This window comes from Pseudomonas sihuiensis (genome assembly GCF_900106015.1).
GTDB lineage: Bacteria > Pseudomonadota > Gammaproteobacteria > Pseudomonadales > Pseudomonadaceae > Aquipseudomonas > Aquipseudomonas sihuiensis.
In genome coordinates this window covers 83,249-108,515 of record NZ_LT629797.1, presented here as the reverse complement: position 1 = coordinate 108,515, position 25,267 = coordinate 83,249, and the positions used below count along the sequence as shown (strand labels likewise).

At 61.2% G+C, this 25,267-nt stretch carries 24 protein-coding genes and 1 pseudogene; 11 read left to right on the top strand and 14 right to left on the bottom strand.

What is annotated here, in order from left to right:
* Positions 1 to 5: 5 nt before the first annotated feature.
* From ruvA to aspS, 4 genes are all read right to left on the bottom strand, one after another.
* The gene (gene ruvA, locus BLT86_RS00565; protein ID WP_041977478.1) at positions 6 to 611 is read right to left on the bottom strand and encodes a Holliday junction branch migration protein RuvA; all 606 of its coding nucleotides are present in this window, start codon (positions 609 to 611) and stop codon (positions 6 to 8) included.
* Between the two features lie 21 nt (positions 612 to 632).
* On the bottom strand, positions 633 to 1,157 hold the full coding sequence (gene ruvC, locus BLT86_RS00560; protein ID WP_017361755.1) for a crossover junction endodeoxyribonuclease RuvC: 525 nt from the start codon (positions 1,155 to 1,157) through the stop codon (positions 633 to 635).
* A gap of 203 nt (positions 1,158 to 1,360) precedes the next feature.
* Positions 1,361 to 2,110, bottom strand: a complete 750-nt coding sequence (locus BLT86_RS00555) for a YebC/PmpR family DNA-binding transcriptional regulator (RefSeq protein ID WP_092374160.1) — start codon at positions 2,108 to 2,110, stop codon at positions 1,361 to 1,363.
* A gap of 102 nt (positions 2,111 to 2,212) precedes the next feature.
* Positions 2,213 to 3,988 carry an aspartate--tRNA ligase gene (gene aspS, locus BLT86_RS00550; RefSeq protein ID WP_092374156.1) on the bottom strand — a complete coding sequence of 592 codons (1,776 nt, stop codon included), beginning with the start codon at positions 3,986 to 3,988 and terminating at the stop codon, positions 2,213 to 2,215.
* A 198-nt stretch (positions 3,989 to 4,186) separates the two neighbouring features.
* Here aspS and BLT86_RS00545 point away from each other — a divergent pair, with 198 nt between their 5' ends.
* The 5 genes and pseudogenes from BLT86_RS00545 to BLT86_RS25885 all read left to right on the top strand — a co-directional run bounded on the left by BLT86_RS00545 (position 4,187) and on the right by BLT86_RS25885 (position 7,934).
* Positions 4,187 to 5,305 (top strand): HD domain-containing phosphohydrolase, encoded by a 1,119-nt coding sequence (locus BLT86_RS00545; RefSeq protein ID WP_055983701.1) that lies wholly within the window; start codon positions 4,187 to 4,189, stop codon positions 5,303 to 5,305.
* A 198-nt stretch (positions 5,306 to 5,503) separates the two neighbouring features.
* Entirely contained in the window at positions 5,504 to 5,974 is a 471-nt protein-coding gene (locus tag BLT86_RS00540) for a Dps family protein (protein WP_021488339.1), read from the top strand.
* A gap of 96 nt (positions 5,975 to 6,070) precedes the next feature.
* Positions 6,071 to 7,138 (top strand): GGDEF domain-containing protein, encoded by a 1,068-nt coding sequence (locus tag BLT86_RS00535; RefSeq protein ID WP_197676090.1) that lies wholly within the window; start codon positions 6,071 to 6,073, stop codon positions 7,136 to 7,138.
* A gap of 172 nt (positions 7,139 to 7,310) precedes the next feature.
* Positions 7,311 to 7,619: pseudogene (locus BLT86_RS26275) on the top strand (cold shock domain-containing protein membrane protein); the annotation flags it as partial.
* Positions 7,620 to 7,703: 84 nt separating this feature from the next.
* On the top strand, positions 7,704 to 7,934 hold the full coding sequence (locus BLT86_RS25885) for a cold shock domain-containing protein (protein WP_167377340.1): 231 nt from the start codon (positions 7,704 to 7,706) through the stop codon (positions 7,932 to 7,934).
* Between the two features lie 42 nt (positions 7,935 to 7,976).
* On the opposite strand, the gene BLT86_RS00525 is transcribed toward BLT86_RS25885, so the two are convergent.
* Both BLT86_RS00525 and BLT86_RS00520 read right to left on the bottom strand, forming a co-directional pair.
* Positions 7,977 to 8,183 (bottom strand): SlyX family protein, encoded by a 207-nt coding sequence (locus BLT86_RS00525; protein WP_004423461.1) that lies wholly within the window; start codon positions 8,181 to 8,183, stop codon positions 7,977 to 7,979.
* The gene (locus BLT86_RS00520) at positions 8,180 to 8,611 is read right to left on the bottom strand and encodes an HIT family protein (RefSeq protein WP_092374150.1); all 432 of its coding nucleotides are present in this window, start codon (positions 8,609 to 8,611) and stop codon (positions 8,180 to 8,182) included. Before BLT86_RS00520 ends, BLT86_RS00525 begins: the two co-directional genes overlap by 4 nt.
* Before the next feature lie 661 nt (positions 8,612 to 9,272).
* Here BLT86_RS00520 and BLT86_RS00515 point away from each other — a divergent pair.
* A complete protein-coding gene (locus BLT86_RS00515) occupies positions 9,273 to 10,577 on the top strand; it encodes an OprD family porin (RefSeq protein WP_092374147.1) in 1,305 nt (434 codons plus the stop codon).
* 73 nt (positions 10,578 to 10,650) lie between these two features.
* Here BLT86_RS00515 and BLT86_RS00510 read toward each other — a convergent pair whose 3' ends face one another.
* Positions 10,651 to 11,058, bottom strand: coding sequence for a PaaI family thioesterase (locus BLT86_RS00510; RefSeq protein ID WP_017677968.1), 408 nt, complete (start codon positions 11,056 to 11,058; stop codon positions 10,651 to 10,653).
* A 129-nt stretch (positions 11,059 to 11,187) separates the two neighbouring features.
* Here BLT86_RS00510 and BLT86_RS00505 point away from each other — a divergent pair, with 129 nt between their 5' ends.
* The gene (locus BLT86_RS00505) at positions 11,188 to 12,903 is read left to right on the top strand and encodes a proline--tRNA ligase (RefSeq protein WP_017677969.1); all 1,716 of its coding nucleotides are present in this window, start codon (positions 11,188 to 11,190) and stop codon (positions 12,901 to 12,903) included.
* Between the two features lie 20 nt (positions 12,904 to 12,923).
* Positions 12,924 to 13,880, top strand: coding sequence for a hypothetical protein (locus BLT86_RS00500; RefSeq protein WP_017677970.1), 957 nt, complete (start codon positions 12,924 to 12,926; stop codon positions 13,878 to 13,880).
* A 101-nt stretch (positions 13,881 to 13,981) separates the two neighbouring features.
* Here BLT86_RS00500 and BLT86_RS00495 read toward each other — a convergent pair whose 3' ends face one another.
* From BLT86_RS00495 to BLT86_RS00485, 3 genes are read right to left on the bottom strand one after another with little or no spacing between them, the layout of a single operon-like run.
* On the bottom strand, positions 13,982 to 14,803 hold the full coding sequence (locus tag BLT86_RS00495; protein WP_017677971.1) for an aldo/keto reductase: 822 nt from the start codon (positions 14,801 to 14,803) through the stop codon (positions 13,982 to 13,984).
* The gene (locus tag BLT86_RS00490; RefSeq protein WP_017677972.1) at positions 14,790 to 15,224 is read right to left on the bottom strand and encodes a VOC family protein; all 435 of its coding nucleotides are present in this window, start codon (positions 15,222 to 15,224) and stop codon (positions 14,790 to 14,792) included. The genes BLT86_RS00495 and BLT86_RS00490 overlap by 14 nt, the downstream gene beginning before the upstream one ends.
* A 2-nt stretch (positions 15,225 to 15,226) precedes the next feature.
* Entirely contained in the window at positions 15,227 to 15,907 is a 681-nt protein-coding gene (locus tag BLT86_RS00485) for a class I SAM-dependent methyltransferase (protein ID WP_004423451.1), read from the bottom strand.
* Positions 15,908 to 16,085: 178 nt separating this feature from the next.
* Here BLT86_RS00485 and BLT86_RS00480 point away from each other — a divergent pair, with 178 nt between their 5' ends.
* Entirely contained in the window at positions 16,086 to 19,184 is a 3,099-nt protein-coding gene (locus BLT86_RS00480) for a transglycosylase domain-containing protein (protein ID WP_017677973.1), read from the top strand.
* Positions 19,185 to 19,279: 95 nt separating this feature from the next.
* Positions 19,280 to 20,164: an alpha/beta hydrolase gene (locus BLT86_RS00475; protein ID WP_017677974.1), complete on the top strand. Its 885-nt coding sequence runs from the start codon at positions 19,280 to 19,282 to the stop codon at positions 20,162 to 20,164.
* A gap of 15 nt (positions 20,165 to 20,179) precedes the next feature.
* Here BLT86_RS00475 and BLT86_RS00470 read toward each other — a convergent pair whose 3' ends face one another.
* The 3 genes from BLT86_RS00470 to BLT86_RS00460 all read right to left on the bottom strand — a co-directional run bounded on the left by BLT86_RS00470 (position 20,180) and on the right by BLT86_RS00460 (position 23,579).
* On the bottom strand, positions 20,180 to 20,392 hold the full coding sequence (locus BLT86_RS00470) for a VF530 family protein (protein ID WP_017677975.1): 213 nt from the start codon (positions 20,390 to 20,392) through the stop codon (positions 20,180 to 20,182).
* A 101-nt stretch (positions 20,393 to 20,493) separates the two neighbouring features.
* A complete protein-coding gene (gene putP, locus BLT86_RS00465) occupies positions 20,494 to 21,978 on the bottom strand; it encodes a sodium/proline symporter PutP (protein ID WP_026088669.1) in 1,485 nt (494 codons plus the stop codon).
* A gap of 467 nt (positions 21,979 to 22,445) precedes the next feature.
* The gene (locus tag BLT86_RS00460) at positions 22,446 to 23,579 is read right to left on the bottom strand and encodes a GNAT family N-acetyltransferase (RefSeq protein ID WP_017677977.1); all 1,134 of its coding nucleotides are present in this window, start codon (positions 23,577 to 23,579) and stop codon (positions 22,446 to 22,448) included.
* A 102-nt stretch (positions 23,580 to 23,681) separates the two neighbouring features.
* Here BLT86_RS00460 and BLT86_RS00455 point away from each other — a divergent pair, with 102 nt between their 5' ends.
* A complete protein-coding gene (locus BLT86_RS00455; RefSeq protein WP_017677978.1) occupies positions 23,682 to 24,284 on the top strand; it encodes an inorganic diphosphatase in 603 nt (200 codons plus the stop codon).
* Between the two features lie 52 nt (positions 24,285 to 24,336).
* On the opposite strand, the gene BLT86_RS00450 is transcribed toward BLT86_RS00455, so the two are convergent.
* Positions 24,337 to 25,266 (bottom strand): ParB/Srx family N-terminal domain-containing protein, encoded by a 930-nt coding sequence (locus BLT86_RS00450; protein ID WP_017677979.1) that lies wholly within the window; start codon positions 25,264 to 25,266, stop codon positions 24,337 to 24,339.
* Position 25,267: the final 1 nt, after the last annotated feature.

The window sequence follows — 25,267 nt, the reverse complement described above, 5'->3', positions numbered from 1 at the left end:
TTCCACTAAACCATGCCGCGCAGTGCGCGTCGGATCAAATCTTCACTGCTCATACCGTCCTCCTTGACGGCAGCAACGGCTCGGCTGGCCTCCTGCGGCTTGTACCCGAGGGATATCAGCGCACTGACGGCGTCGTTCTCCGCGCTTGAGACTGCCTGCGCCAGTTGAGGTTCAACCACCAGGGGCGCGATGGACGGTATCGACTCCCAGGCCTTGAAGCGGTCCTTGAGTTCGACCAGCAGACGCTCGGCGGTTTTCTTGCCGACACCCGGCACCTTGACCAGGGCGGCCGTGTCCTGCGCCTGCACGCAACGCACCAGTTCGTCGACTTCGAGCCCGGACATCAGGGCCAGCGCCAGCTTGGGGCCGACGCCATTGAGGCGAATCAGCTCGCGAAACAGCTCACGCTCGCGCTTCTCGAAAAAGCCGTAGAGCAGATGCGCATCCTCACGCACCACCAGATGAGTGTGCAGGGTTACCGGCTCACCCACCGCAGGCAGACGATATAGGGTCGTCATCGGCACTTCCAGCTCATAACCAACGCCATTCACATCCAGAAGCAAATGCGGCGGCTGCTTCTCCGCCAGGGTGCCGCGCAAACGTCCGATCACCGCTGTTTTCCTTTGATCCGATTACAAACGAAGACGGCCGCCGCGGCGCTTGGCGCCGGCCAGCCCATGGGGAATGAGACTCTGCCGATGATGGGCATGACACAGGGCGATGCCCAGAGCATCGGAGGCGTCGATCTGCGGCTTCTGCACCAGCTTGAGCAGGTGCATGACCATCATCTGCACCTGCTGCTTGTCCGCCGCACCGGTGCCGACCACGGCCTGCTTGACCTGGGTCGCGGTGTATTCGCTCACCTCCAGCCCCGCCTCCACCGCGGCGACGATGGCTGCGCCACGCGCCTGCCCCAGCTTGAGCGCCGAATCGGCATTGCGCGCCATGAACACCTGCTCGATGCCCATGGTCACCGGGCCATGGGTACGAATCACCTCGCTGACGCCGCGAAAGACGATCTGTAGACGCTCGGCCAAGGGACCGTTGCCGGTACGAATGCAGCCCGAGGCGACGTACTCGCAGCCACGCCCGGTATCGCGTACCACGCCATAGCCGGTAATGCGCGAACCGGGATCGATTCCTAGGATGAGGGTCATGTCGGCAACTGTCTATTTATCCAGTTGGCGAGTATACGGTGGTCCTCATGCGCCGTCACTCGTGACGCGCCTGAGGAACCAGAGAAAACCGTAGAAGGGGCGCCGGGTGAGCGTAGGGTGGGCTTCAGCCCACCAGGGTTGTTGCCCATGGCGGGCTAAGGCGGATCGCCGCCCGGCCCACCCTACACATCCAGGCTACAACCTCAGCCGAGCTGTTCCATGATCTCGTCGGCGACTTCGGCGTTGTGATAGACGTTCTGCACGTCATCCAGATCTTCGAGCATGTCGATCAGCTTGAAGACCTTCTGCGCGGTTTCCAGATCAGCAATCGGCGCGCTGATCGAGGGGATCATGGCGATTTCCGCCTCCTCGGCCTTGAACCCGGCAGCGCCCAGCGCCTCGTTGACGGCGTGGAACTCGGTGAAGCTGGTCGATACCAGGGCCGAGCCGTCCTCGCCCATCTCCACGTCATCGGCGCCAGCCTCCAGCGCGGCTTCCATGAGGGAATCCTCATCGACACCCGGCGCGAAGCTGATCTGCCCCTTGCGGTCGAACATGTAGGCAACCGAACCATCGGTGCCGAGATTGCCGCCGCACTTGGTAAAGGCATGACGCACTTCTGCGGCGGTGCGGTTGCGGTTGTCGGTCATCACCTCGACGATGATGGCCACACCGCTCGGTGCATAGCCTTCGTAGCTGAACTCGACGACGTTGTCGGCTTCGTTATTGCCGGCGCCGCGGGCGATGGCGCGATCGATGACTTCACGCGACATGTTGTTGGTCAGCGCCTTGTCCACGGCCAGACGCAGACGCGGGTTGTCCGCCGGAACCGGGCCGCCGTGCTTGGCCGCGACCGTCAGTTCACGAATCAGCTTGGTGAAGATCTTGCCCCGCTTGGCGTCCTGACGCCCCTTGCGGTGCTTGATATTGGCCCATTTGGAATGACCAGCCATAACTCACTCCATCTATAAGGTTTCACAATTGCCGGGGCGTGAGAGTTCGAGTCTCTCCACCCATAACGAAGAAGCCTGGAAATCCAGGCTTCTTGTGCAGGCTTACTCGGCCTTGGCTTGCTCGCGCAGGCGGATGTGTAGCTCGCGCAGCGACTTGTTGTCGACGATGCCCGGCGCCTGAGTCATGACGCAGGCCGCGCTCTGGGTTTTCGGGAAGGCGATCACTTCGCGGATCGACTGCGCGCCAGTCATCAGCATCACCAGGCGATCCAGGCCGAAGGCCAGGCCGCCATGGGGTGGCGCACCATACTTGAGCGCATCCAGCAGGAAGCCGAACTTCTCCTGCTGCTCCTCTTCACTGATGCCAAGCACTCGGAACACGGTCTGCTGCATGGCCTTGTCGTGGATACGGATCGAACCGCCACCCAGCTCGGTGCCGTTGAGTACCATGTCGTAGGCACGCGACAGTGCAGCCGCCGGGTTGGCCTCCAGCTCCTCGGGGGTGCACTTGGGCGAGGTGAAGGGGTGGTGCATGGCGGTCAGGCTGCCGTCGTCGTTCTCTTCGAACATCGGGAAGTCGACGACCCACAGCGGCGCCCACTCGCAGGTGAACAGGTTCAGGTCATGACCCAGCTTGATACGCAGCGCGCCCAGGGCTTCGCTGACGATCTTGGCCTTGTCGGCACCAAAGAACACGATATCGCCATCGACCGCACCAACGCGGTCGAGGATGACGTTGATGTTGTCCAGCGGGATGTTCTTGACGATCGGCGACTGCAGACCTTCGACACCAGCCGCACGTTCGTTGACCTTGATATAGGCCAGGCCCTTGGCGCCGTAGATGCCGACGAACTTGGTGTAATCGTCGATCTGCTTGCGCGGCATGCTCGCCCCGCCCGGGACACGCAGCGCAGTGACGCGGCATTTCGGGTCGTTGGCCGGGCCGGCGAAGACCTTGAATTCAACGTCCTTGAGCTGATCCTCGACGTCCACCAGCTCCAGCGGAATGCGCAGATCCGGCTTGTCCGAACCAAAGCGGCGCATGGCTTCGGCCAGGGTCATGTGCGGCAATTCGCCGAACTCGACGCCCAGCACTTCCTTGAACAGGTTGCGCACCATGGTCTCGGTGATGTCCATGATGTCCTTTTCATCGAGGAAGCTGGTCTCGATGTCGATCTGGGTGAACTCCGGCTGACGGTCGGCACGCAGGTCCTCGTCGCGGAAACACTTGGCGATCTGGTAGTAGCGGTCGAAGCCGGCGACCATCAGCAGTTGCTTGAACAGCTGCGGCGACTGCGGCAGGGCGAAGAAGCTGCCGGCGTGGGTGCGGCTCGGCACCAGGTAATCGCGCGCGCCTTCCGGGGTGGCGCGGGTCAGGATCGGCGTCTCGACGTCGAGGAAGCCATTGTCGTCCAGGTAGCGACGGATGCTCGAAGTGATGCGCGAGCGCAGCTTGAGCTTCTCGGCCATTTCCGGGCGACGCAGGTCGATGAAGCGATAACGCAGGCGGGTTTCCTCGCCGACGTCGGTGTATTCGTTGAGCGGGAACGGCGGGGTCTCGGCCTCGTTGAGCACGTCCAGCTCGTAGCCCAGCACTTCGATGGCGCCGGAAGCCATGTTCGGGTTGACCGCACCGGCAGGGCGCAGGCGCACCTTGCCGGTGATCTTCACCACATACTCGCTGCGCACGCGGTCAGCCTTGGCGAAGGTTTCGGCGCGATCCGGGTCGAACACCACCTGAGCCAGACCTTCACGATCACGAATATCGAGGAAGATCACCCCGCCATGGTCACGGCGACGGTGTACCCAGCCGCAAAGGGTGATTTCCTGGCCATCCAGGCTCTCGTTCAACTGGCCGCAATAGTGGCTGCGCATCATGATCGTGTTTCGCTTCTCTAAGGTCTTGGATAGGTCAGGCAGCCCCCAACGCCCTGGGCAGGAGCCACACCACAGCGAACGTCCAACCGTACGCCGCGCTTCGATAAAGAGCGGGATTATATAGCGTAAATCGTCATGACGCAGCCGCTCGGCAGATGCCTTCTATAATGAGGAGCGCCTCCTGCCTGGAGAACGACCATGGACCAAGCCCATCGCAGCGACCTGTCCAGCGATCTGCTGGAAGACTTCCGCCTCGACGCCGCCGAGCAGTTTCCCCGCTGCGAGCAACTGCTGATCGAACTGGAACAAGCGCCAAAGAGCTCGGAACGGCTGCGCGAGCTGTTTCGCCTGATCCATACGCTCAAGGGCAATCTGGGTTACGTCGAGCTCAACGAGCTGATGCCGCTGCCACAAGCCATGGAGGACGTACTCGATGCCCTACGCTCGGGGCACCTGACCTTCGACAGCCTGCTCGGAGACATACTACTGCTCAGCCTCGACCATCTGCGCGCCCAGGTCGCCCAGGCGCTGGACGGCGCCGAACCAGCCCCCGACAGCACACAGGTCAGCCAGCTGTGCAGCGCGCTGCAGGCGCTGGCCATGACGCCGAAAGAGCAACAGACCAAGGTACGACTCGAGCTGCTGCAGCAGATGGACCCCAGCACTCGCCTGCCACTCAACGAAGAAGCGCAACCAAGCCGCACCGAAGCGCTGCTGACACGCCACGCGATCATGGTCCAACCCGACCTGCAGTTCTTCTGCGCGCTGACCGAGGCCGCCGAACAGCGCTCCCCCTACTGGCGAGGCCGCAACCTGCGCCTGCTGGAACTGGCACTGAGCATCAATGCAGCGGGCGGCTACGCGGAACAGCCAGAGCAACTGGCGGCCGCAGTCTGCCTGCATGACCTCGGCATGGCCTTCCTGCCGCTGGAGCTTCTGCACAAGCAAAGCCATTTCAGCCGCGAAGAACGCCGCATGATGCAAGGCCACCCGCGCCTGGCCAGCGATCTGCTCAAACGCATGCCTGACTGGTCGGCGGCGATGGAGATCATCATGCAGCACCAGGAACATGCCGATGGTTCTGGCTACCCCAAAGGCCTGCGAGAAAGGGAGATAGCCCCTGGCGCACTGATCCTGCATATCGTCGACACCTTTGACGCAAGAACCCATGAACGCGCGTACCAGACATTGAGCAAACGCCCATTGCTACGCGCCATCCTTGAAATCAACAACCTTGCCGGGCAGCAATTCAGCGCCCATTGGGTGGAGGTATTCAATCGCACCCTGCAGCAGAAGCCGGGACTGGCGCACGGCTGAGCGGGCATCGCACCACGCATAGGACTGACGTCGCGCCAGGGCCGGGATTTATTGGCCGCAAATGAACCGTCCGCTATCAATAGCCTCTAAACATCGCTTTCATTGATATAAGCCAAGATCATCCCGACGCCCTGCGTGTTAGGCTCTCACCAACACTGCGGGATAGACACCCTGGGCTCACCTGAAAGGAGAAAAACCATGGAAATCAATATCGGAATCGCCGAACAGGATCGCGCCGCCATCGCCGAAGGCCTCTCGCGCCTTCTGGCCGACACCTACACCCTGTACCTGAAGACCCATAACTTCCACTGGAATGTCACCGGTCCGATGTTCAACACCCTGCACCTGATGTTCGAAGGCCAGTACACCGAGCTGGCGCTGGCGGTTGATGCAATCGCCGAACGAATCCGTGCACTGGGCTTCCCGGCGCCAGGCACCTACGCCGCCTACGCCCGCCTGTCCTCGATCAAGGAAGAGGAAGGCGTACCCAGCGCCGACGAAATGATCAAGCTACTGGTGCAAGGCCAAGAGGCCGTCGTACGCACTGCGCGCGGCATTTTCCCACTGCTGGACAAGGTCAGCGACGAGCCGACTGCCGATCTGCTGACCCAACGCATGCAGGTGCACGAGAAAACCGCCTGGATGCTGCGTAGCCTGCTCGCTGTTTGAGATGCTCAGAGGCCCGGTGATCCGGGCCTTTTCATTAGGCATGCAGCCTTGCCCTGATCTATGCTCTGGCCATTCGCCATTGAGTTTCCGACACCCATGAGTCAGCCAGCCAAACCGCCCAGCATCATCGACCTATATCCGGAAGAAACCCGCGAGGCGGCCGAGCTCCTGAAGCAAGCCGTGCCACTGATGATGCGTCACGATATCCCGCCAAACCCGGTGCACTATGCACTGTGGTACACCTACAGCAGAGGCAGCGAACCAGAGCTCAACCGCCGCCTGGACAAGGTGGTCGAGGACTTCGACGCGTTCCCGCTGGAAACCGCCAGCCGGCTGTTTCGCGATTACATCATCCGCGGCGAGCTGGAAGAAGCTCGCGCCGGCCAGCAGCAGGTAATCGAGCTGGTCGATGATATCGAAGGCGACGTCTCACGCAGCGTGATTGGCGGCCAGTACTACCAGCAGAGCCTGAGCCAGGGTCTCAGCGCACTGCAGGAACCCATCGTCGACGATCTACCCAGCGTGCTCAGCGATCTGCAGGAAAGCACCCAGCTGATGCAGGATCAGCAGGAAAAATTCCTTTACCGCCTACGCGCCGCGCAGCAAGAGATCACGCACCTGCGCAGCCAGCTGGAGCGCGCACATCTGGCAGCAACGCTCGACAGCCTGACCCGCGTATTCAACCGCCATGCCTTTACCCGTTTGCTGGAGCGCGCCCTGAACGAGTCACAACAGGGCCTGGCGCTGGTGATTCTGGATATCGACTACTTCAAGCAGTTCAACGACCAATACGGCCATCCACTGGGTGACCGCGTACTGCAACACGTCGGGCAACTATTGCGTGACCTGCTGCCACCGGAGGCCTTTGCTGCGCGCTACGGCGGCGAAGAGTTCTGTGTGGTACTGCGTAACTGCGCCAACCTCAACGGAGTCCTCGATTTCGCCGAACAACTGCGCCACAAGATCCAGTCACTGAGGGTCAAGGTAAGGCGCACGGACCAGATTCTGGACAGCATTACCGCGTCCTTCGGCTGCGCCATGGCCGAAGAAGGCGACACATTCGAATCGCTGCTCACGCGGGCCGATGACGCGCTTTATCAAGCCAAACGCGCCGGACGCAATCAGGTCCATCCGATTACCAGCGAAACGATGCTAAGCGCTTGATTTGAGAAGCCCCCGCCTTTGCTGTTAAATAGTCTCGCACGCCGCATTACCATTCTGCGGTGTCGCCAACCTTGTATACCGGCGCGCGTCGTTGCCGTTCGACTGGCAACCCTTGAAGCGCGCTCTCTCCGCAACACCTTGAGTCATCATTCAATCAGTGAGTTCATCGAAGATGTTGAAGATTGCCCATCTCGTGACAGGGTTTGCCGCCCTGCTGCTGTCTGCCGTACCCGGTTTTTCCACTTCGTTCCTGACCACCCCGGATGCCATTTATCTGGCCCTGATCGGCCTGTTCAACCTGCTTGCCGCAGCGCAACAACAGAACGTTCACGCCGCGCGCCAACAACTGCAGGGGCTGTCATCGGCTCTATTGATACTGGCTGCCGTGGTACAGAGCTTGATCCTGCTTGCCCCGCTGCCCAGCATCGGTAGCCAACCCGCCATCTGGTTACCACTTCTGGCCTTGGTCGTTGCCGTGGCGCTGAGCCTTGCAGCACAGCTGGGCACGCAGCCGCGCAGCGCAGACCGACGCCCACCCGTGCAACAAGCCAGTGCCAGCACCAGCGTGGCTCCAGATGATCGCGAGACTGGTACGGTCAAGTGGTTCAATACGTCCAAGGGGTTCGGCTTCATTTCCCGCGACTCGGGTGACGATATCTTCGTGCACTTTCGCGCCATTCGCGGCGAAGGCCACCGCGTACTGATCGAAGGCCAACGCGTGGAGTTCTCGGTCATGCAGCGTGACAAAGGCCTGCAGGCGGAAGACGTGATCGCAGCAGCCCCTTCACGTCGCTGAGCAGCACGTAAAGAAAAGCCCGGGAAACCGGGCTTTTTCATATCAGTAATGAGGTGGCGGCGCTTCGTCTTCGGCAATACCCGCCTGACCGCTCAACTCCTCCTGGCGCCGCGCCAGAACCGTCAATTGCAACTGCATCCGCTCGATGCGCCTGTTCTGCTCGACCAGCTCATCGCTGAGCGCCTGAATGGTGTCATCCTGAAAAGCCAGGCGGCTTTCCAGCTCCATGATCCGCGACTCGAGGCTCATGCTGGCTCTCCGGCAAACTGAAAATTCTCGGTCAGCACCAGGCGCAGCTTGTCGATGACCTGTCCCACCTGCTGCCGTGCGTAAGGCTGCGCCGGATGCCGCCCCCAGACCGGTGCGGGCCAGGCGACATCGTCACGTCGGCGCACGATCACATGCATATGCAGCTGACTGACGACATTGCCGAGCGTGGCCACGTTCATCTTGTCGGCGGCAAAAGTGTCCTTGAGGATCTCGGCCAGCAGCGTGGTCTCCTGCCACAGTTGACGCTGATCGTCAGCGTCGAGCTGGAACAACTCGCTGACCTCCTCACGCCGAGGCACGAGGATGAACCAGGGGTAATTGGAGTCATTCATCAGCAGCAAACGACACAGGGGAAAATCCCCGACCAGCAGGCAGTCCTGCTGCAGACGCGAATCCAGAGCGAACATGACGGCTCTCCTCCTTATAAAGGGATCAATCAAGCGTAGCCCCCAGCAAGGGCCAAACGATGGCGCGCAGCATACGCTGGCTCAGTCGAGACTTCATCCGGCGGCTACGCACCAACGCAAGGCAGCCAGGACGCACACGCACCGCAGACGTGCACCATTTTGTTTCTTCCCGTAATAGACAGTGCCAAGCGTTACCGGAGCAGCGATATGAACGCAGGCGATATCGCCTGCCGCTGGCCAGACACGAAGAACTTACCTCGCTCAGGCAAACCCGCGCCGCACGCGGCATCAGCGTCGCTACTCGACGCACCGCATGCCAGAAAATCAAGGTTTTAGCGGTGCATCCAGGTTTTGAGCACGACTTTTGCTATCTGTGAAAGCAATGCTCGGCGAGCCGTGCAGTCGATCAATAACAGTGGCCCCAGGCACCTCAGAGCCGCGAAAGCGTTGGCATAACGAAACGCAAGGACAGAGCTACAGATTTGCGACATTCCTCCTAATGCGATGCGACACCAGCATGAACGAGGTCGTAATGAATAGACTGCAACTATCGCCAATATTGGCTGCGTGCTATAAGTTACCGCCGACACAAAAAGAAAGAGCCGCCCATATAACAAAACAGTGGGCAGCGCAACTCTTCTAAACCAAAGGAGCAATCACGATGCAAGTGATGAAGTGGAGCGTAATCGCCCTGGCAGTAGCCGCGGGCACCAGCCAAATGGCAGTGGCTTCCAGCCAGTCCGAGTCCAACGGCTTTATCGAAGACAGCAGTTTCAATATCTTCAATCGCGTTCTGTACATGAACCGCGATTTCAAGAATGGTGCCTCGAACGGCGCAAGCACCTCCGCCAACCCGGCTGGCTACCGTGAAGAAACTGGCCTGGGTATCCGCCTGCTGTACGAATCCGGCTTCACCCAAGGTACCGTTGGTGTCGGCTTTGACGCGCACTCCCTGAGCAGCATCAAGCTCGACAGCGGTCGTGGCCGCTACGGCACAGGTCAGTTCGCACAGACCGATGACGGTCGTGGCGACGACACTCAGACCGAAGTTGGTGGCGCTGTCAAGCTCCGTATTTCCGACACTGTTCTGAAGTATGGCAGTCAGTTCACCGCCAGCCCGGTGTTCTCCACCGACGATAGCCGCATCCTGCCAGAGGTCACCACCGGTACTTACTTGGTAAGTAACGAAATCGAAGGTCTGGAACTGAGCGCCGGTCGCTTCACCGCCATGAGCAGCCAAACTGGCACCAGCCGTGATGACATCAACGGCAAAGGTGAAGCTGGCCTGAAGTACGCCAATATCGTGGGTGCTTCCTACTCGTTCACCGATGACCTGAGTGCAGCATTCCACGCCTCCGATGTAGAAGACTACTGGAAGAAGTACTACGGCAACGTCAACTACAACCTGTCGCTGGCCGAAGAGCAGGCTCTGAACTTCGATTTCAACGTCTACAAGACCGACTACGACAAGACCTACACCAATACTGTTAGTGACGAAGACAACACCATCTGGAGTCTTGCAGTTGCCTACTCGCTGGGCGCTCACACTTTCACCCTGGCCCACCAACGCTCGAGCGGTGATCGTGGCTATGAATACGGTGTAGACGGCGGCGGTACCGTCTGGCTGGCCAACTCCGTGCAATACTCCGACTTCAATGGCAAGGACGAACGCTCCTGGCAGGCTCGCTACGACCTGAACATGGCCGAGTATGGCGTACCGGGTCTGAGCTTCATGACTCGCTACATCTATGGCGACAATATCGACGTTGCAGGTTTCGCTGAGGAAGGTAAAGAACACGAGTTCAACTTCGAAACCAAATACGTCGTTCAGGATGGTGCCGCCAAAGACCTGTCGTTCCGCCTTCGTAGCGCCATCTGGCGTGCCAACAGTGCGTACAACTCGGTAAACGGTTCAGACAACAACGACCTGCGCCTGATCGTCGAATACCCGCTGAGCGTTCTGTAACTTCAGCGCTACTCGATAGCGGTATAAAAGAAACCCGGCCTTGGCCGGGTTTCTCTATTTCTGGCTCAGTGCTCTAAAGGGGCAAAGCATAAGTCCCCGTCACATGCGCCACCAATTCATTCTCATTCCCAGCCGAATATAACGAAACCTCACAAACTGCCTGACGCCGACTCAAGCGTAATATGTGCGCCTCGGCCAACAAGTCCACCGGCTTGGGTTTGACCAGAAAGTTGATATTGAGATTGGACGTCACTGCCATTTCCACCCGGCCGAGACGCCCCAACACCACGGCATACATCGCCGCATCCCCCAGCGCCATGATGGTCGGGCCAGAGAGGGTGCCGCCCGGACGCACCAATTTGGCGTGAAAAGGCACACGCGCCAACACACCTTCTTCATCGAGGCGGTCGATCCGCAGATCGATATCCTCGGCCATCGGTAGCCCAGCTCGAATCAGGCTCTGAACCTCAAGCGCAGTCAATCCCACTCTTTAATCCTCCCGGCACGTGCAGTAGCACTTTTGCGCCTGCACCCGTCCTGTACGCCACTGTATAGGCACCGTACAATGCCGGCCTATTCCAAGCCCTAGCAACCGACAGAACGGCCAAACATGCGTACCAGTCAGTTCCTGCTCTCGACCCTGAAAGAAACCCCTTCCGATGCCGTGGTGATCAGCCACCAGCTGATGCTGCGTGCCGGCATGATCCGCAAGCTGGCCTCCGGCCTGTACACCTGGCTGCCGATGGGCCTGCGCGTGCTGCGCAAGGTCGAGACCGTGGTGCGCGAAGAAATGAATGCCGCAGGAGCACTGGAAGTGCTGATGCCAGCCATTCAGCCGGCCGAGCTGTGGCAGGAGTCCGGTCGCTGGGTGCAATACGGCCCCGAGCTGCTGCGGGTCAAGGACCGTCATGATCGCGAATTCTGCGTCGGCCCGACTCATGAAGAAGTGATCACCGATCTGGCCCGCAACGAGCTGAACAGCTACAAGCAGCTACCGATCAACATGTATCAGATCCAGACCAAGTTCCGTGACGAGATCCGTCCGCGCTTCGGTTTGATGCGTGGCCGCGAGTTCATCATGAAGGACGCCTATTCCTTCCATGCCGACCAGGCGTCCCTGCAGGAAACCTATGACCGCATGCACCAGGCCTACTGCAACGTGTTCAGTCGCCTGGGCCTGAACTTCCGCCCGGTGCAGGCCGATACCGGCTCCATCGGCGGCACCGGCTCGCACGAATTCCACGTGCTGGCCGATTCCGGTGAAGACGATATCGCCTTCAGCAATGTCTCCGACTACGCCGCCAATATCGAGAAGGCCGAAGCCATTCCTCGCGAGAAAGAGCGCCTTGCAGCGACCGAAGCGATGCGCCTGGTCGATACGCCCGACACCAAGACCATCGACGCACTGGTGCAGGGTTTCGGCCTGGCCATCGAGAAGACCATCAAGACCCTGGTGGTGCACGCTGCCGAGGAAGGCAAGCTGATCGCCCTGATCGTCCGTGGCGACCACGAGCTGAACGAGATCAAGGCTGCTAACCTGGAGCTGGTTGCCAGCCCGCTGCAGATGGCCAATGAAGCCGAGATTCGCGCTGCCATCGGCGCAGGCCCCGGCTCACTGGGCCCGGTCAACCTGCCGATCCCCTGCATCATCGACCGCAGCGTGGCGCTGATGAGCGATTTCGCTGCCGGTGCCAACATCGAGGACAAACACTATTTCGGCGTCAACTGGGAGCGCGACCTGCCGCTGCCAGAGGTTGCCGACCTGCGCAATGTCGTCGCCGGCGACCCCAGTCCGGATGGCCAGGGCACCCTGGAAATCAAACGCGGCATCGAAGTCGGCCACATCTTCCAGCTCGGCACCAAGTACAGCGAGGCGATGAACTGCCAGGTGCTCGGTGAGAACGGCAAGCCGGTCACCCTGACCATGGGCTGCTACGGCATCGGCGTATCGCGCGTGGTGGCTGCGGCCATCGAGCAGAACTTCGACGAGCGCGGCATCCGCTGGAACGACGCCCTGGCACCGTTCCAGATCGCCCTGGTACCGCTACGCTACGAAACCGAGCAGGTGCGCGAGGCCACCGACAAGCTGTATGCCGAGCTGACCGCCGCTGGTTACGAAGTACTGCTGGATGACCGTGACAAGAAAACCAGTCCCGGCATCAAGTTCGCCGACATGGAGCTGATAGGCATTCCGCATCGCGTGGTCGTCAGCGACCGTGGCCTGGCCGAGGGTAACCTCGAGTACAAGAGCCGTGCCGAAACCGATGCGCAAGCCGTGCCGCTGGCCGATATCCTGTCCTTCCTGCAAGCCCGTATCAGCCGCTGATCGCGCCCTACCGAGACATCATGCACACGAGCAACAACCTTCGCCTGACCGGCGCCGCCTTGTGCGGCGCCCTCTTGATCAGCGGCTGCGCCAATCAGCTGCCGCAACGCAGCGAGCATGAGGAGCGCATCGAACGCAAACTGCTGGATCACCAGCTGCAGATCGATGCTGGCGAACCCAAGGTGCTGGAGCTACCGCAACGCCGCGTGCGCGTGCATGACCAGAAAAGCTACGAGGTCACCGCTTTCGAGGTGACTCGTCGCTACGACCGCTACACCCCCTACCAGCCCTGGCGCGAGATCTATGAAGTACCGATGGGCGCGGTCGCGGTGGTAGCCGGCGTGGGCGCCAACGTACTCAACGTCGTACTGCTCGGCAGCCTGCCGGAAACCGCTACCCGTGGCTGGATCAGTTACGGCATGGCCGGCCTGAACCCCTTCATGAACGTCGAGTCGAACGGCCGCGCCGAGCAGAACCTGGCCAGTATCGAGGAACTGCAGCGCGACCGTCGCATGGAGTACACCAATCTGCCCTGGTCCGAGCGCCCGGTACAGGTCAAGGCTGGCGACCAGCAATTCGAACTGCTCACCGACAGCAGCGGTGTGCTGCGCCTCAACCTGCTCGACAGCCCGTTCAGCGAACAGGACATCGCGCGCCTGAACATGCTGCAACTGAGCGTCGAAGATCGCCTGGGCGACGATGTCGCGCGTGCGGAAACGACCCTCATGGTCAGCCATACCCTACGCGGCAAGCTGCGTGAAGCGCATGACCTGATCTTCGACGACCTCGAAGGTGGCGATGTTGACCAGTGGGTACACCGGGTCAAACGCCTTTCCGATCTAGGTCTGGAAGAAGAGGCAAGCGAGCTGGAGCAGAGCCTGATCGAGCTGACCCGCAACGATCCCGAACTGCAGGATGCCTTCCTCAAGGCACTGCTCAAGGATGCCGGACGCCTGGCTGCCGATCCGGCCAACTGACCTTATTTGCCGTTTTCTCGCGGTACCGATATGGCGCGGTATCGGAGGTCCGGCGCAGCCGGTTGCACGTGTCGCACCCACCCTAAGCCGGGCAATGCAGGCTAAACCATCTCCAGCGGCCGCTTGTTCTGCGGCGGAGCAAAGGCCGTGTCCAGCAAAGCCAGATCATCCGCACTCAAGGCAATGGAAGTTGCCGCAGCGTTATCGCGCAGATGCGCGCTGCTCACGGCCTTGGGGATGGCAATCACACCCTCCTGCCTGAGCACCCAAGCAAGTGCGACCTGAGCCGGCTTGACCCCATGACGTTGGGCCACCTCGAGCAATGCCGGCTCGTGCAGCAGCGCACCAGCCTGGCTAAGTGGACAGTAGGCCATCAGCGGCATACCGGCGCGCTGATGCCAGGGCAGCAGGTCATACTCGATGCCTCGTGCCTGCAGGTTGTACAACACCTGATTGGTCCGGCAAGCCGGCTGATCCAGTTCGAGTAGATCGCCCAGATCGAAGTTGGAGACGCCCCAGGCGCCAATCTTGCCCTGCTCGCGCAGCCGCTCGAAGCCTTCGACGGTCTCCTCCAGCGGATAGCGCCCGCGCCAATGCAGCAAGTAGAGATCGATACGCTCGCAACCCAGTCTCTTCAGACTGCGCTCACAGGCCGCCTGAACGCCATCCCGACTGGCGTTGTGCGGATACACCTTGCTGACCAGAAACACCTCGTCGCGGCGCCCGGCGATGGCCTCGCCCACCACCAGTTCTGCACCACCCTCGCCGTACATCTCGGCGGTATCGATCAGACTCAGGCCCAGATCCAGCCCCTCACGCAGCGCCGCAACCTCACGCGAGCGTTGGCGATCATCTTCCCCCATGCGCCAGGTTCCCTGGCCTATCACCGGTACCTGCACGCCGGCCAATTCAATTCTGCGCATCGATTTCTCCCGTGTGGGTGGTGACCAGGTCGTACCCCTCTCCGAGCCACTGCACGAAGCACAGCCCGTGGCCAAAGGGATCGCTCAGCGTTACCAGGCGTCCCCAGTCATATTCGTGGATGTCACCTTCCTGCCGAGCGCCGGCAGCGACTGCCCGCTCCAATGCAGCATCCAAATCATCGACGACCATATCCAGATGCAGCGGCATCCAGTGGCGGCGGTAATCACGTTGCACGCCCGCCTCGGGGCAGGGTCGAGTGGCCGCAGCCTTGTGCAGCAGATAGAGCGGTATAGCCGCGCCGAGCATCTCGACAACCGTACCGTCGAACAGCACACGCCCGACACTGAACCCGAGCGCTTGCTGGTAGAACTCAACCGCCGCCGCCAGATCGGGAACGTCGAGATTGAGCAGCAGTTGCATGATCAGAGCGGCTTGAGCAACAGCAGCAGGGACACCGGCTGAACACTCTCGGGATGCAGCGGCTCCTGCAGCCACTCCAGGCGCCAGCCGGTTTCACCGATGAGCGTCAGCCAGGATTGCAGGGTGCGGAAGAACCAGGGCATCGGTGCCTGGAAACCCTCGCCGAAACCGACGAAATCCTCGACCCGCCAACCGTCCTGATAAGGCTCGCCATGACTGGCCCGCCAGGGATGCAGGGTCTGGATCAGCAGACTGCCCCCAGGTGCCAGCAAGCCGTGTAGGCTGCGCAGAATCGGCTGCAAAGGTTCTTCAAGCAGGGCGAAGTTGCAGACCAGCACCTCGAAACGCCCGAGTTGCTCGGCATGCTCCTCTAGCTCGGCATAGCCACAGACCCGATACTGACTGCGCCCGTCGCACGCGGCGCGAGCCGCCTCGATCAGCGGCGCGGAGGCATCCACCCCGACCGGTTCGATACCGTGCTCGGCCAGGCCCCGACACAGCCAGCCCTCGCCGCAGCCGATGTCCAGGACCCGCTTGGGTTGCAGCGCCAAGACGGCCTGGATGATCGCGGCATCGGTGACCAGGCGCCGACTTTCGATGCGCTGCTCACGCACCGCAGCAGCCCAGGCGTCGGCATTGGCCTGCCAGCTTTGCTGAAGCTGTTCTCGGTGGTCGCGCTGCATGCTGATTCCCTGCATTTGTGCGTTGCAGCGAGTCTAGCGCCAATGAGCCAGCCCGACACGCTTTGCGTCAAAAGCGCCAGCCAGCCCCGTTCACAGCAGCTAAGCTGATAATAAGCAGACGAGGCGCCAGCGGCCGTCTCGTGTTTTCCGTGGAGCAGATAGGCCAAGCCGGTGGACTATGGGCGCGTTATGGCAATCGGATCCTCAGCACCGCGAACTTGCGTCGAACGTCTTGCCGGCGGTCGACGACAAGCCAGCCCCGCGGCCACGCCGCTGGCGCCTGGTGCTTTACCTGCTACTGGCATCAGCGGTGGCAACTGCAACCGCGCTGCTGTTTTTCGAACTGCGCAGCGCGCACTTCCAGGCCCGCGAATTGAGCCGCTATGCCGCTACCCTCACTTACCGCGTCGAGCCTGGGCCCAGCCCGGATATTCTCTACCCGGCTGACGGCCCCTTCGACAAACGTCAGGGTTACGCCTACCTGCCACTGATGCTGGAGCGCCTGCAGCAACGCGACTTCCTGATCAGCGAGCAGGCCCGCTTCTCTCCGGCACTGATGGCCTACAGCCGTCGCGGCCTGTTCCCGCCCTTCATCGAGAAAAGCCAAACCGGCCTCAGCATCAGCGATTGCCGTGGCACGCCCTTCTATGAGTTCCGCTATCCACAACAGGGTTATGCCGATTTCGCCAGCATTCCGCCGCTGGTAGTCAGCAGCCTGCTGTTCATCGAGAACCGTCACCTGCTGGATAGCGATCAGCCACTGGCCAACCCCGCGGTAGACTGGCCACGATTCACCATGGCCGCGCTGTCGCAGATCGGCAAGCTGCTCGATGTGCAAGATCAGTCCGCCGGTGGCAGCACCCTGGCGACCCAGCTGGAGAAATACCGGCACTCTCCCGATGGCCTGACGCTGTCGGCGAAAGAAAAGCTGCGGCAGATGATCTCCGCCAGCGTGCGTGCCTACCAGCAGGGACCGCAGACCCTGGAAGCACGCCAGACCATCGTGCGCGACTACCTCAACAGCGTACCGCTGTCAGCCGCCCCGGGACATGGCGAGGTCCATGGCCTGGCTGACGGCCTGCGCATCTGGTACGGCGCGGATTTCGAGCGCAGCAATGCGCTGCTCGACCCAACCCGCACGCCCGACGCCAGCATGGCTGAGCGTGGCCTGGCTCTGCGCCAGATGCTGTCACTGATGATCGCCCAACGCCGTCCCTCCTACTATCTGGCACAAGGGCGCAAGGAGATGGAAGCACTGACGGAGAGTCATATCCGCCTGCTGGCGGCAGGAGGGTTGATCGACGCAGAGCTGCGTGACGCGGCGCTGACGCAGAAGCTGCAATACCGCGACTGGCAACAGGAGCCCAATCTACGGCCGGTGGAAAACGACAAGGGCATCAGCGTCGCCCGTTCACGCCTGTCCAACCTGCTGGGCATGCCCCTGTATGATCTGGACCGCCTCGATCTGGCCGCACGCAGCACCCTGCAACGCGATCTGCAGCAGGAGACCAGCCTCTACCTGCAACGCCTGGCCGACCCGGAATTCGCCGGCAAGATCGGCCTGTTCGGCGAGCGCCTGCTGTCCCCGGAAAAGACCGCCGAGGTGCGCTACAGCTTCACCCTGTTCGAGCGCACGGCCACCGGTAGTCGGGTACGCGTGCAGACCGACAGCACCGACCAGCCTTTCGACATCAACGAAGGCAGCAAGCTGGAACTGGGCTCCACCGCCAAGCTACGGGTGCTGGCGACTTATCTGGAGATCATCGCCGAGCTGCATCAGCGCCACGCCAACAAGAACGCGGCCGAGCTGCGTAACGTCGATATCGCCGAGCAGGACTACCTCAGCCGCTGGGCAGTCGCCTATCTGCTGGCCAACCCCGGCGCCGATCTGGCCAGCATGCTGGAAGCTGCGCTGGAACGACGCTATTCGGCCAGCCCGCACGAACGCTTCTTTACCGGCGGCGGCCTGCATACCTTCGGTAACTTCCGCCGCGAGGACAACGGCCGCAACCCGACCCTGCGTGAATCCCTGCGCGAGTCGATCAACCTGCCCTTCGTCCGCCTGATGCGCGACTTGGTGCGCTACAGCACCTATCAGAACAGCGCCGAACTGCTCAAGGACGACAAGGACCCACGCCGCCAGGAATATCTGCAACGCTTCGCTGACCAGGAGGGGCGCACCTTCCTGCTGCGCTTCTGGCGCAAGTACCAGGGCCAGCCGCAGCAGCAGCGCCTGGAGACCTTCATCAGCGGCTTGCGCCAGACCTCTGTGCGCCTGGGCGCCGTGCACCGCTACCTGCTGCCGCAGGCCGATGAAGAAACCTTCGCCGCTTTTCTGCGGACGCAACTGCCACAGGAAAAACTCACCGATCAACGCATCGCGCGTCTGTACAAGGACTACGGCCCTGGCGCCTACAGCCTGCCGGATCAGGGCTATATCGCTCGCGTGCATCCGCTGGAACTGTGGTTGCTGGGCTATCTGATCGACAACCCGCAGGCCACCTTCAGCGACGCCGTGGCAGCCAGCGTCGACGAGCGCCAGGAAGTCTATGGCTGGCTGCTGCGCACCCGGCACAAGAGTGCCCGCGACAGCCGCATCCGCATCATGCTGGAGGTGGAGGCCTTCTCCGACATTCACCGACGCTGGAAGAACCTCGGCTATCCCTTCCAGCACCTGGTGCCCTCCCTGGCCACTGCCCTGGGCAGTTCCGGTGACCGGCCGGCAGCGCTGGCCGAGCTGATGGGCATCATCCAGAACGACGGCATTCGCCAGCCGGTACTGCGCATCGACGAACTGCACTTCGCCGCCGATACGCCCTACGAGACACGGGTCGAGCGCAATACCCGCGGCGCCAAGCGGGTAATGCCCTCGGAAGTTGCGGCCGCACTGCGCAATGCACTTTCCCAAGTGGTCGAAGGCGGTACCGCAAGGCGCTTGCAGGGCACCTTCCAGCTGCAGGACGGGCGTGATCTGACCCTGGGCGGCAAGACCGGTACCGGCGACAACCGCATGGAAAGCGTCGGTGCAGGCGGACGGGTGATCAGTTCACGGGCGATGAACCGCACGGCCACCTTCGTGTTCTTCCTCGGCCCGCGTCACTACGGCACACTGACCGCATTCGTACCAGGACGCGAGGCAGAACGCTTCACCTTCACCTCGGCCCTGCCGGTACAGGTGCTCAAGGGCATGGCGCCGATACTTACGCCCTACCTGGAACCCGGTAGCGTCACCCTTTGCCAAGCGCCTCAGAGCGCGCCGCAGATCAGTTGGCGGTAACACGCGGTAACCACGGCGACCAGTGACTGGCGAAACCCGGCACCGGATATGCAGTCCATGGCAGCATCATCCGTTGCCGTTCATGAGTATCGCCAATGCCCTCATCCTGGTTTGCCCTGCTCCGCCGCCGTCGCCTGAGCCTGATTGTGATGGCCTGCCTGCTGGTGCTGCTACCGATTGGCTGCGCCAAACTGGAGCAGACCGAGCGCGAGCTGGTGTTTCGCATCGAACCCGGCACTGCCCGCTGGTTCAGCGGCCTGCCCGCAGGCATCGAGGACGTGCAACTGCAGTCACCGGACCTGACGGCCGATGAAAGCCTGCATGCCTGGTGGTGGCCAGCCGCGCGCAAGGATGCCCCGGCACTGCTCTACCTGCACGGCTCACGCTGGAACCTGACAGGCCAGCTGTTTCGCATCGAACAACTGCATGCCATGGGCTTCTCGGTACTGGCGGTGGACTACCGCGGCTTTGGCGAAAGCCGTGGCGCTCTGCCCTCCGAGCGCAGCGTCTATCAGGACGCCCTGATCGCCTGGCAGCATCTGGTGCGCCTGCAGCCAGAGGCGGACAAGCGCTTCATCTACGGTCATTCCCTGGGCGGCGCCGTGGCGGTCAACCTGGCGCACGAGCTGGCGGGCGAAGATGAAGCAGCGCAGGCCGCCGGTCTGATCGTCGAGTCCAGCTTCACCAACCTGGGTGATGTGGCGGCCGCGGTGACCAATACCTCGTTACCGGTGCGCTGGCTGCTGTCGCAGGAGTTCGATTCGCTGGGCAAGATCGGTGAGGTGGGTATCCCTGTATTGATCGCCCACGGGCGCGACGACCGCTACGTGCCGTCACGCTTCAGCGAGGCGCTGTTCGCCGCCGCCAACGAACCCAAGCAATTGCTGCTGATCGACGGAGCTAACCACAACAACGGCCTGCGCATGGCGGGCAACAGCTATCGGCAGGCGTTGCAGGCGCTGGGGCTCGAACTCAACTGATGGGGGTGAACGACCTCAGGACTTGAACTGCTGCAGATAGAGTTCCTCGACCTTGGCCCGCGCCCAGGGCGTCTTGCGCAGAAAGGTCAGGCTCGATTTGATGCTCGGCTCGTGCTTGAAACAGCGAACATCGACCTGACGGGCCAACCCCTCCCAGCCGATGCGCTCCACCAGAGCGGTGAGAATCGCCTGCAGGGTCAGGCCGTGGAGCGGGTCGTTGCTGGTCATGGAAGCATCCGTCGAAAAAGGGTGGGCATATCTTAGGGCTCCAACAACGAAAAAGGCGATGACTGCCAAGCAGTCATCGCCTTTGGGTCAGGCAGGCACGGTTATGCCGACTTGTATTCGCTCTCGGCCTTGTCGAAGCGGCTCAGCATCGACTGGCTCGGAGCCTGACCGATACGGCTGAAGATGACGATGGCCAGGGTAGCGAGGATGAAGCCCGGAATGATCTCGTACAGACCCAGACCAATCCAGTTTTTCCACACGATCACGGTGGCGGCACCAACCAGCATGCCAGCCAGGGCGCCATTGCGGGTCATGCCCTTCCACAGCAGAGACAGAATGACCACCGGACCGAACGCAGCGCCGAAGCCGGCCCAGGCATAGGACACCAGACCCAGTACGCGGTTTTCCGGGTTGGCCGCCAGGGCGATGGCGATGAACGCGACCAGCAGCACCATGGCGCGACCGACCCAGACCAGCTCGGTCTGCGAGGCGTCCTTACGCAGGAAAGCCTTGTAGAAGTCTTCGGTCAGCGCACTAGAGCACACCAGCAGCTGGCAGCTCAGGGTGCTCATCACCGCAGCCAGGATGGCGGACAGCAGGATACCGGCGATCCAGGGGTTGAACAGCAGCTTGGCCAGCTCGATGAACACGCGCTCCGGGTTCTCGGCGACCGGGCCCGCCACTTCTGGGTGTGCCGCGAAGTAGGCGATACCGAAGAAACCTACGGCAACGGCACCCGCCAGGGTCAGGATCATCCAGGTCATGGAGATACGGCGGGCAGCCGGGATCGACTTGACCGAATCGGCGGCCATGAAGCGCGCCAGAATGTGCGGCTGGCCGAAGTAGCCCAGCCCCCAGGCCATCAGCGAGATCACACCAACGAAGGTAACGCCCTTGAGCATATCGAAGTTGGTGGCGTCGACCGCCTCGATGGCGACCATGGCCGGGTCGAAGCCACCGGTGGCGATCATCACCACGATCGGGGTCAGGATCAGCGCGAAGATCATCAGCGTGGCCTGCACGGTGTCGGTCCAGCTCACTGCCAGGAAGCCACCGATGAAGGTGTAGGCGATGGTCGCCGCGGCGCCGGCCCACAGCGCGGTCTCGTAGGACATGCCGAAGGTGCTTTCGAACAGGCGAGCACCGGCCACCACGCCAGAAGCGCAGTAGATGGTGAAGAACACCAGGATCACCAGTGCCGAGAAGATGCGCAGGATGCGGCTGTTGTCTTCGAAGCGATTGGTGAAGTAGTCAGGCAGGGTCAGGGCGTTGCCGTTGTGCTCGGTCTGCACGCGCAGACGGCCGGCGACGAACAACCAGTTGAGGTAGGCGCCGATCACCAGACCGATGGCGATCCAGCTTTCCGAGATGCCGGCGACGAAGATCGCGCCCGGCAAGCCCATGAGCAGCCAGCCACTCATGTCGGAGGCGCCGGCGGACAATGCGGTAACGAAGCTACCGAGGCTACGGCCACCGAGGATGTAGTCGGAAAGGTTCTTGGTACGAAGATAGGCGATCAGGCCGATCAGCACCATGGCTGCGATGTACACCACGAAGGTGACGAGCATTGGAGTATTAGCTGTCATTTTGGGGGGCTCCCCTCTCGTTTGTTGTTCTCGGGCACCGTGCCCTGATTGGCAAAGTGCACCCGCTTTTGCGGATGCGGGGCTCCGGTCTCTTCCTCGTCACACCGATATCGAGTGGGCACGATCAAGGCAGATACCGGTGCAGTGAAACCTCCACCACCTCGTCACTGCATCGGCAAGTGCCTGGGCACTTTCCCTGACCTCCCTGGCTTGCGCCTGCGGCCACCGAATCGCGTTACCATCACAGTTCGACTGCATGAACCTCTCTTATCGGTCTAGCCCAGCAATGCTGGTCTGACCAATAGACGCAGACAAAAACGGTCGTAACGAAAGTGAAGGGCGGAATTTAGTGGCAGAAGCGAGCGGGCTTCTTGCTGAAAGCTCTGGAGTTTTTACAGAAATCTCCGACTTGGGGAACTTCCGGCAAACAGCTGTTTCGGCCCTTCGCCGATAACCTGATCGCTCGATCAGCCGTTGTCAGGCTGGCGAAAAGGCAGATAGCTCCGCGCCTCTTGCGCGTAAACCCGCACGCCAGAGCGCTCCTGCTCGAGAAAGTCGGCAACGGCAGCATGCAGTCCCGGGTGACGGAGATAGTGCCAAGAGCGGGTGAGAACCGGCTCGAAGCCTCGGATCAGTTTGTGCTCGCCCTGCGCCCCGGCATCGAAGCGCTGCAGACCTTCGGAGATGGCCAGCTCCATGCCCTGATAGAAGCAGGTTTCGAAATGCAGCCGATCGAATTCGGCCAGACAACCCCAGTAGCGGCCATAGAAGGTATCGCCATCGACCAGGCTGAAGGCCATGGCCAGCGCGCGGCCATGCTGCGTCGCGAACACCACCCGAATCATCTCGGGCATACGCTCAGCCAGCAGGCTGAAAAAGTCCCGCGTCAGATAGGGCGCCTGGCCACGCACGTGGTAGGTGTTGGCGTAGCAGTGATAGACGAAATCCCAGTCCGCCTCGCTCAATTCGCGGCCCAGACGCCTGTCGAACTCGATGCCCTGCCCCGCCACCTGTTCACGTTCCTTGCGCATCTGCTTACGTTTGCGCGAGCTGAGCGCATCGAGAAAGTCCTGGAAATCCCGGTAACCCCGATTGTGCCAATGGAACTGGCAACCCAAGCGCTCCAGCCACCCCGGTCGTCGCATCATGACGGCATCACAGGCCGGACTGGTGAAGTTGATATGCAGGCTCGACAACTCTTCCTCGCTCAAACCGGCCGTCAGCGCGTCGAGCAACTGCCCGGCCGCATGGGCATCCCCCAGCAAGCGCGCCCCGCTCACCGGCGAGAACGGCACGGCGCCCAACAGCTTGGGGTAGTAACCGATTCCGGCACGGCGACAGGCGTCAGCCCAGCCGTGATCGAACACGTATTCGCCGTAGGAGTGCTGCTTCAGATAAGCCGGTAGCGCCGCCTGCACGTTGTCGTGCTCATCGCACCAAAGCCGGTGTGAGGGCTGCCAACCACTGCGGCCGCCAACGCTGCCGCTGTCCTCCAGCGCACTGAGAAAGGCATGACGCAGAAAGGGTTGTGGCTGCGCCAGCAGTCCGTCCCATACGTCCGCGGATACAGCATGAAGCGAGTCGATGATGGTGAGGGGCATGACCTGAGTCCCAGAAGCCAGACTGCAATATATCTCTAACAATGCACCCGCAATATGAGGAGGCCAACCCTTATAACCTTGAGCTCTGTATAGGAGTTATCCATGCAAAAGTCCCTTCTCGCCCTCGGAGTCGCGTTGTTGCTCGGCAGTGGCACTGCCCTCGCCCAGAAGTCGATCACTCATCCCTTTCACGCGAGTCAGGCAGAAGACGCACCGAACAACGTTCACATGGCGGTGGAAATCCCGGCAGGCAGCTTCATCAAATATGAAATCAACGAAGAAGGTCTGGTCTTCGTCGATCGCTTCCAGTCCATGCCTGTTGTCTACCCTGCCAACTACGGCTCGCTGTCTCGCACACTAGGCGGCGACAACGACCCATTGGACGGTCTGGTGCTAACTCGCGAGCCTCTTCATCCAGGCGTCCTCATCAAGTTCCGTCCGATCGGCTATCTGAAGATGATCGACGGCGGTGAAGCGGACGAGAAAATCATTGGCGTGCCCAGCAGTGATATCGATCCGACTTACGACAACATCAAGGATATTGATGACCTGCCCTTGATCGAGCGCCAGCGCATCGAGGCTTTCTTCCGCGTTTACAAGCAACTGCCAGAAGGCCGCAAGAAAGTCGAACTCAATGGCTATGGCAACGCCGCCGAAGCCCGCCAGATGATCCAGAAGGCGCTGGACAACTACAAGAACAACTGAGTAACCGCTAAAAAAGGCCCGGCCAAGTGCTGGGCCTTTTCAATTACAGCCTTCAACTTTCCCCGGCTAGAGCCTTCTTGTAGCTGGTGGCATAGTTCAGCTTGCGACCGGCTACTTTGTTCAGCTCCTTGCGATCCATCGACGAATAACCACCCAGTTCACGGGCCTTGAATCCACTGTTGCCGACTTCGTCTTCCGGCGCGAGCGCCACCATCTTCTTCGCAGCAATTTCGACCGCATCGCGGTAATCGCCACGGTCACTTAGGTCATATGTATCCAGCGACATCACCGAACGCAGCCAGTTGCCCCAATAGAACTCCAGAAACTCAGGGGCCACTTCGCCAGAACGCGGCTTGTCGTAACCCACCTCGCGAGTGAAGTACACCAGCGCTCGATAGGGGTCGTTGGCCAGATGCTGCAAACCGAGCTGGCTCGGTATCTGTTGAGGATCAATGGCCTGGCCGTTGCCGTCCTTGAGCCAGACCTTGCGCGCCTGCGCCATGCGTTGCCAGAAGCTGGCCATGTCAGCGCTGTCACTGAAGTTGTCAGTCACCCGCACCCACATGTTCAGATTTTCACCGCCCTTGGGATGCTCCATAAGCACGGTGAAAGTGTGATGACCATCGGTAAGGAACAACTTGCCTTCGGGGCCGATGACCACGGTTTTCATCTCGCTGCTACGAGCACCGACCTTATCCTGGCAGGTGAAACTTTCCGGTTTCCGCAGGTCGGCGTCACCCGGCACATTGGCACTCTCGCCCTGCCCGTTGGCCTCGCAATATTCGTCGAACAGTTTATTGCGCTCTTGCGCGAAGCGGCCGAGCTTGTAGTAGATCTGGTCATACCCAACCGCAGCCTGGGTCGGGTGCAACGCTTGCAGCGGCACCTGAAGCAACTCACCGGGCTTGGCTGCACTGTAATCCTGGGCCAGGACGGTCGAACTCAGGCCGAGCGCAACCAGTATCAAAGTGATTTGACGCATC